The organism is Saccharothrix luteola (genome assembly GCF_020859565.1).
Taxonomy (GTDB): domain Bacteria; phylum Actinomycetota; class Actinomycetes; order Mycobacteriales; family Pseudonocardiaceae; genus Actinosynnema; species Actinosynnema luteola.
In genome coordinates this window covers 86,141-92,322 of the sequence record NZ_JAJHUO010000042.1, presented here as the reverse complement: position 1 = coordinate 92,322, position 6,182 = coordinate 86,141, and the positions used below count along the sequence as shown (strand labels likewise).

Annotated in this window: 6 protein-coding genes and 1 pseudogene; 6 read left to right on the top strand and 1 reads right to left on the bottom strand. The window is 71.8% G+C overall.

Going from position 1 to position 6,182, the window contains the following annotated elements:
- The 4 genes and pseudogenes from LNK82_RS41765 to LNK82_RS41750 form a co-directional block, all read left to right on the top strand.
- Positions 1 to 132: pseudogene (locus LNK82_RS41765) on the top strand (IS481 family transposase); the annotation flags it as partial.
- Between the two features lie 49 nt (positions 133 to 181).
- Entirely contained in the window at positions 182 to 778 is a 597-nt protein-coding gene (locus LNK82_RS41760) for a response regulator transcription factor (protein WP_015805222.1), read from the top strand.
- A 517-nt stretch (positions 779 to 1,295) separates the two neighbouring features.
- Positions 1,296 to 1,868, top strand: coding sequence for a sigma-70 family RNA polymerase sigma factor (locus LNK82_RS41755; protein WP_158844722.1), 573 nt, complete (start codon positions 1,296 to 1,298; stop codon positions 1,866 to 1,868).
- On the top strand, positions 1,869 to 2,792 hold the full coding sequence (locus tag LNK82_RS41750) for an anti-sigma-D factor RsdA (RefSeq protein ID WP_230572406.1): 924 nt from the start codon (positions 1,869 to 1,871) through the stop codon (positions 2,790 to 2,792). It begins immediately after the preceding gene.
- Between the two features lie 59 nt (positions 2,793 to 2,851).
- On the opposite strand, the gene LNK82_RS41745 is transcribed toward LNK82_RS41750, so the two are convergent.
- Positions 2,852 to 3,301 (bottom strand): DUF5319 domain-containing protein, encoded by a 450-nt coding sequence (locus LNK82_RS41745; protein WP_123745329.1) that lies wholly within the window; start codon positions 3,299 to 3,301, stop codon positions 2,852 to 2,854.
- A gap of 66 nt (positions 3,302 to 3,367) precedes the next feature.
- Here LNK82_RS41745 and guaB point away from each other — a divergent pair, with 66 nt between their 5' ends.
- Positions 3,368 to 4,879, top strand: a complete 1,512-nt coding sequence (gene guaB, locus LNK82_RS41740; RefSeq protein ID WP_230572405.1) for an IMP dehydrogenase — start codon at positions 3,368 to 3,370, stop codon at positions 4,877 to 4,879.
- 79 nt (positions 4,880 to 4,958) lie between these two features.
- Complete coding sequence (locus tag LNK82_RS41735) at positions 4,959 to 6,092, top strand: GuaB3 family IMP dehydrogenase-related protein (RefSeq protein WP_230572404.1); 1,134 nt, start codon at positions 4,959 to 4,961, stop codon at positions 6,090 to 6,092.
- Positions 6,093 to 6,182 lie beyond the last annotated feature (90 nt).

Genomic DNA, 6,182 nt, shown 5'->3' with positions numbered 1-6,182 from the left:
CAACGCACCGACGCCCTGACGATCTGGAACGTGCACTACAACTACCATCGCCCCCACACCGCCGCCGGAAACCGACCACCAGCCACACGGCTCCACACCGGCGTCACCAACGTCATGGCCTCATACATCTAGCGTCCGATAGGGGATGTGGAACGTCACTCGGCTGCAGGAAGGAGTCCCCGTGACCACGGTCCTTATTTGCGACGACCGGCGCAGTGTGCGGGAGGGTCTCACCCGCGTGATGTCGGCTGTCCCAGGGGTTAGCCGCATCGACTGCGTAGCGCACGGTGACGAGTTGTTGGCTCGGTTCTCTCGGCAGCCGGTCGACGTCGTACTGGTTGGCACCCAGCGCGCCGTCCCGACCGGGGTCGAAGCGACCCGGCGACTCGTCTCGGCCAACCCGCAGGCAAACGTCATCGTCTTCGGCGCACCGGACGACGCGGGCAGCATCGCCGCCGCGATCGCCGGCGGGGCCCGCGGCTACCTGCGCTGGGACGCCTCGCGCCCCGAGCTGGTCGCCGCGCTGGCGCACACGCTCGCGAGCACGAGCGTGCCCGCGCCGCGCCAGCCGTCGGACCCGGGCGTCCAGCTCACCGAGCGCGAGCTCCAGGTGCTGCGCGGGATGAGCCAGGGCAAGAGCAACGGGCAGATCGGGCGCGAGCTCTACCTGTCCGAGGACACGGTGAAGACGCACGCCCGGCGCTTGTTCCGCAAGCTCGGCGTGCGCGACCGCGCCCAGGCCGTCGCGCACGGCTTCCGGCGCGGCCTCGTGTCCTAGCGCACGGGACCCAGGGCTCGGGGCACAGGCTCGTCGGACTCGTCAGGCGAGTCGCACACCGGCACCCCTTCCTCCAGCCACGGCCCGGCGACGTCTTCAGGCGTCGCCGGGCCGCCGTGCGTCCACCAGTCGCCGTGAGGCCGCCGCGCCGCCGCCGTGCACCCAGAGGTGCTGTGAGGCTGCCGTGCGTCTATAGGGACGGTGAGGGGCCCGGGCTCGACCGGGACGTGTGAGGTCGCCGTGCGCCCCACGCGCCGCCCGGCCGTCATGGGATCGCCGGGCCGGTGCGGCGTCGGCGGGCTGTCCGCAAGGTTGCGGTTCCCGGGTGTCCGCGGGCCTCGCCCGCCTGTGGCGTGTCGGCTGGTCAGGTGAGGTCGAAAGACCCCATCTGGACCCCATTGCGGAACATTCGGCCGGACGACCGGTACGGTGAGCATCACCAGTACGGGCGACGTCGATCGTCCCGTGCTGTTCTTTGTCGGTACGCCTACGCGTAACACCAGGGCAGTTGTCTGCGATGACCAACTTGGGGGACGGACTGGACGCCGAAGTGGGCGCAGCCGTCGATGGCGACCGCCACGCGATCGAGCGGCTCCTGGCATCCATCCGACCCCTCGTGGTGCGGTACTGCCGCGCCAGAGTCGGAAGGCAGGAGAGGTCCTTCGCTTCGGCGGACGACGTGGCCCAGGAGGTGTGTCTCGCGGTGCTGACGGCCCTGCCCAGCTATCGCGACCAGGGTCGGCCGTTCTTGGCGTTCGTCTACGGGATCGCCGCGCACAAGGTGGCCGACGCGCATCGCTCCGCAGCCCGGAACCGGTCCGAACCGGTCCCGGAGGTGCCCGACGCCCCCGAGACGGAGGCCGGTCCCGAGCAGCGCGCCATGCAGGGCGAGCTGTCGGAGCGGATGGCCCTGCTCCTCAAGGTCCTTCCGGAGAAGCAGCGGGAGATCCTGCTGCTTCGCGTGGTCGTCGGCCTGTCGGCCGAAGAGACCGCCGACGCGGTCGGCTCGACGCCGGGCGCGGTTCGGGTGGCGCAACACCGCGCCCTGGCCCGCCTCCGCAAGACGCTGGCAGCGGAGGAGGTGGTCTGAGTGGCCGACCAGCACGAGAAGGGCAACGGAGAAGTCGTGCGCGGACGAGATGAGAGACCGCCGCAGTCTGATGACACCCTGGCCGAGGACACCGCGGCCGAGCCGGGGGACGACCTCGCGGGCATCCGGGCTGACGACGTGCTGCTCGACGTGCTGGGCGGGCGTGACGGCGACCAGCCGGAATCGCTCGTCGACGACGAGCTGAACGCGCTGCTGCTGGCCTGGCGGCGCGAGGTCGACCGCCCACCCATGGGTGAGCTGGTCGACACCGACACGGCGGTGGCCACGATCGCCGCCGCCCGCACCCAGCCCAGGGGCAGGCAGCGCCTCCTCATCCCCCTCGCCGCGGCCGCCGCCGTGCTGGCGATCGCGTTCACCGGGATGAGCCTGGTCGCGCGGGACGCCCAGCCGGGCGACGCGCTCTGGGGCCTGACCCGGGTCCTGTACTCCGAGCACGCGCGGTCGGTGGAAGCCGCCGTCGCCGTGCGCACCGACCTCGACACCGCTCGCGCGGCACTGCGCGACGGCCGGTACAGCGAGGCCCGTGACGCGCTGCTCAAGGCGGGCGAGAGCCTGCCGTCGGTCTCGCCGGACGACGGCAAGGACGACCTCACCCAGAAGCACGAGTCGCTGCTGGAGGAGCTGACCAGCACCACGCCGTCGCCGAACACGCCGACCACCGTCGGACCGTCCACGACGCCGGTGCTGCCCACTACCGAGCCCAGCCTGCCGTCACCGAGCCTGACGACGACGCCCGAGCCGGTCACGACGACCGTGCCGACGACGACCACGGCGACGGTCCCGACCACCGACGGCACGGCCCAGCCGCCGCCGCCCACCTCGGGCGAGCCGACCAACGGCCAGAACAGGGGCGAGACGCAGACGCCCGGCGGCACCGACGGCGAGACCACCTCCGGCGGCTGACCCGGAGCACGCGTGTGACGAAGCCCGCCCCTCGTCCGGGGGCGGGCTTCGTCACATCGTCAGCGGGCGCTCTCGGTCGCGGTGACCCCGTCCGCGTAACCGCGGCAGTACTCCCAGCTGACGTAGGCCGCCGGGTCGGGGTCGTACGCGGGCTCGTGCGGGCGCATCCGGCCGTCGGCCAGCAGCTGCTCCAGGCTCGACCGCAGCAGCGCCCAGTCGTGGTAGTGCGGCTCCTGGCACTCGCCGCAGTCGACCACGATTCCCCTGACACCACGGGGTTCGAGCAGCGCCTGGTACACCGCGAGGTCGCTGAGGTCGCCGACCAGCTCGGCCCGCTCGGCGTCGTCCATCGGCGGGTGGTCGTGGTCGTGGTCGGGTTCGCCGAGGGCCCGGGCCGGGTCCTCCGGGTCGCCCGCGAACGGGTCTGGTGGCAACGCGTCGTGCGGCACGACCCCGCACGGTACCGGGCGGACCCCCGGCCACGTCCAGATACCATGACCTGAACCCATCGCCGCTGCGTGGAACCCGATCCGCGGCGGCGGGATCGCCGCACGACGGAAGGCAAGCCAGCCGCCATGACCAGCGAGCTCAACGCTGACGGAGTCCCGCCCAAGTTCGCCATGCTGGGACTGACCTTCGACGACGTACTGCTGCTGCCCGCCGAGTCGGAAATCGTGCCGAGCGGCGTGGACACCAGCACCAAGCTCTCACGCAACATCACGGTGCGCGTGCCGCTGGCATCGGCGGCGATGGACACCGTGACCGAGGGCCGGATGGCCATCTCGATGGCCCGCCAGGGCGGCATCGGCGTGCTGCACCGCAACCTGTCCCTGGAGGAGCAGGCCCGCCAGGTGGAGACCGTGAAGCGGTCCGAGGCGGGCATGGTGAGCGACCCGGTCACGTGCACCCCGGACGACACGATCCGCCACGTCGACGAGCTGTGCGCGCGCTACCGGATCTCCGGCGTGCCGGTCACCGACGCGAGCGGCAAGCTCGTCGGCATCATCACCAACCGCGACATGCGCTTCGAGGTCGACCACTCGCGCAAGGTCAGCGAGGTGATGACCAAGGGCCCGCTGGTCACGGCGCAGGTCGGCGTGTCGGCGGAGGCCGCGCTGGGCCTGCTGCGCAGGCACAAGGTGGAGAAGCTGCCGATCGTGGACGGCGACGGCAAGCTGCGCGGCCTGATCACGGTCAAGGACTTCGTCAAGACCGAGCAGTACCCGAACGCCTCGAAGGACCCGGACGGCCGCCTGCTGTGCGCCGCCGCGATCGGCGTGGGCGACGACAGCTTCGCGCGGGCGATGGCGCTGGCCGACGCGGGCGTCGACGTGATCATGGTCGACACGGCGCACGGCCACCAGCGCAACGTGCTGGAGATGGTCGCCAAGGTGAAGAAGGAACTGGGCGACGAGGTCGACGTGGTCGGCGGCAACGTCGCCACCCGCGCGGGCGCCCAGGCGCTCGTCGACGCGGGCGCGGACGGCGTGAAGGTCGGCGTCGGCCCCGGCTCGATCTGCACCACGCGCGTGGTCGCGGGCGTCGGCGTGCCGCAGATCACCGCGATCTACGAGGCGAGCCTGGCGTGCGGGCCGGCGGGCGTGCCGGTGATCGGCGACGGTGGCATCCAGTACTCGGGCGACATCGCCAAGGCGATCGCGGCGGGCGCGAGCGCGGTCATGCTCGGCAGCCTGCTCGCGGGCACGGCCGAGTCGCCGGGCGAGCTGGTGCTGGTCAACGGCAAGCAGTTCAAGACCTACCGGGGCATGGGCTCGCTGGCCGCGCTCCAGGGCCGCGGCGAGGCCAAGTCCTACTCCAAGGACCGCTACTTCCAGGACGACGTGCTGTCGGAGGACAAGCTGGTGCCCGAGGGCATCGAGGGCCGCACGCCGTTCCGCGGCCCGCTGTCGACCGTGGTGCACCAGCTGGTGGGCGGCCTGCGCGCGGCCATGGGCTACACCGGCTCGAAGACCGTCGCCGACCTGCAGCGCAAGCAGCTGGTGCGGATCACGGCGGCCGGGCTGAAGGAGAGCCACCCGCACGACATCACCATGACCGTCGAGGCACCGAACTACACGACCCGCTGAATCGGATCGCCTTGGGCTAGTGTTCGCAGGTTCCGCCGGCTTCCCCCGGGACCATCAGCTCCACGGAAGGACGACAAAGGTGCGCGATCTGGTCGAGATCGGCATGGGCCGGACCGCGAGGCGGGCCTACGAGCTGGACGACCTCGAGATCATCCCGTCCCGCAGGACCCGATCCTCGAAGGACGTCTCGACGGCGTGGCAGATCGACGCCTACCGGTTCGAGATCCCGCTGATCACCCACCCCACCGACGCGATCGTGTCGCCGGGCACGGCGGTCGCGATCGGCGAGCTGGGCGGCATGGGCGTCCTCAACGCGGAGGGCCTGTGGGCCCGCCACGGTGACGTGGAAGAGGCCCTGTTCCGGCTGGTGCAGGCGGTGGAGGACACCGACGACCCGGCCGCGCCGGTGCGGGTGCTCCAGGAGCTGCACGCCGAGCCGGTGCGGATGGACCTGATCGCCGAGGCGATCAAGCAGGTGCGCGAGTCGGGCGTCACGGTGGCGGTGCGGGTCAGCCCGCAGCGCGCGGCCGAGCTCACGCCGGACCTGCTGGCGGCCGGCGTGGAGATCCTGGTCGTGCAGGGCACGATCATCTCCGCCGAGCACGTCTCGCGCGACGGCGAGCCGCTGAACCTCAAGTCGTTCATCGCGGACCTCGACATCCCGGTGATCGCGGGCGGCGTCGGCGACTACCGGACCGCGATGCACCTGATGCGCACGGGCGCGGCGGGCGTGATCGTCGGCTACGGCTACACGCCGGGCGTGACCACGACGGACTCGGTGCTCGGCATCGGCGTGCCGATGGCGACGGCCATCTCCGACGCCGCCGCGGCCCGCCGGGACTACCTGGACGAGACCGGTGGCCGGTACGTGCACGTGATCGCCGACGGTGGCGTGCTGACCAGCGGCGACATCGCGAAGTCGATCGCCTGCGGCGCGGACGCGGTGATGCTGGGCGAGCCGCTCGCGGCGGCGTCCGAGGCGCCCGGCCAGGGCCTGTACTGGACGGCCGCGTCGGCGCACCCGTCGGTGCCGCGCAGCCACGTGTCGACCGGGGTGGACCAGGTCGTCGACCTGCGCACGCTGCTGTTCGGCCCGTCCGTCGACCCGCGCGGCGTGACGAACCTGTTCGGCTCGCTGCGCCGGGCGATGGCGAAGACCGGCTACTCGGACCTCAAGGAGTTCCAGAAGGTCGGCCTGACCATCCGCGGCTGACGACGCGAACCAGCCCCTGCTCCGGGCGGGGGCTGTTTCGTGCCTGGAAGTGCCTGAACCGATCGAGCACTAGCCTGTTACCGGAAGTTA

Coding starts and splice junctions, on each gene's coding strand:
- LNK82_RS41755 (WP_158844722.1), top strand. CDS start 1,296: ATGACCAACTTGGGGGACGGACTGGACGCCGAAGTGGGCGCAGCCGTC.
- LNK82_RS41745 (WP_123745329.1), bottom strand. CDS start 3,301: ATGGGTTCAGGTCATGGTATCTGGACGTGGCCGGGGGTCCGCCCGGTA.
- guaB (WP_230572405.1), top strand. CDS start 3,368: ATGACCAGCGAGCTCAACGCTGACGGAGTCCCGCCCAAGTTCGCCATG.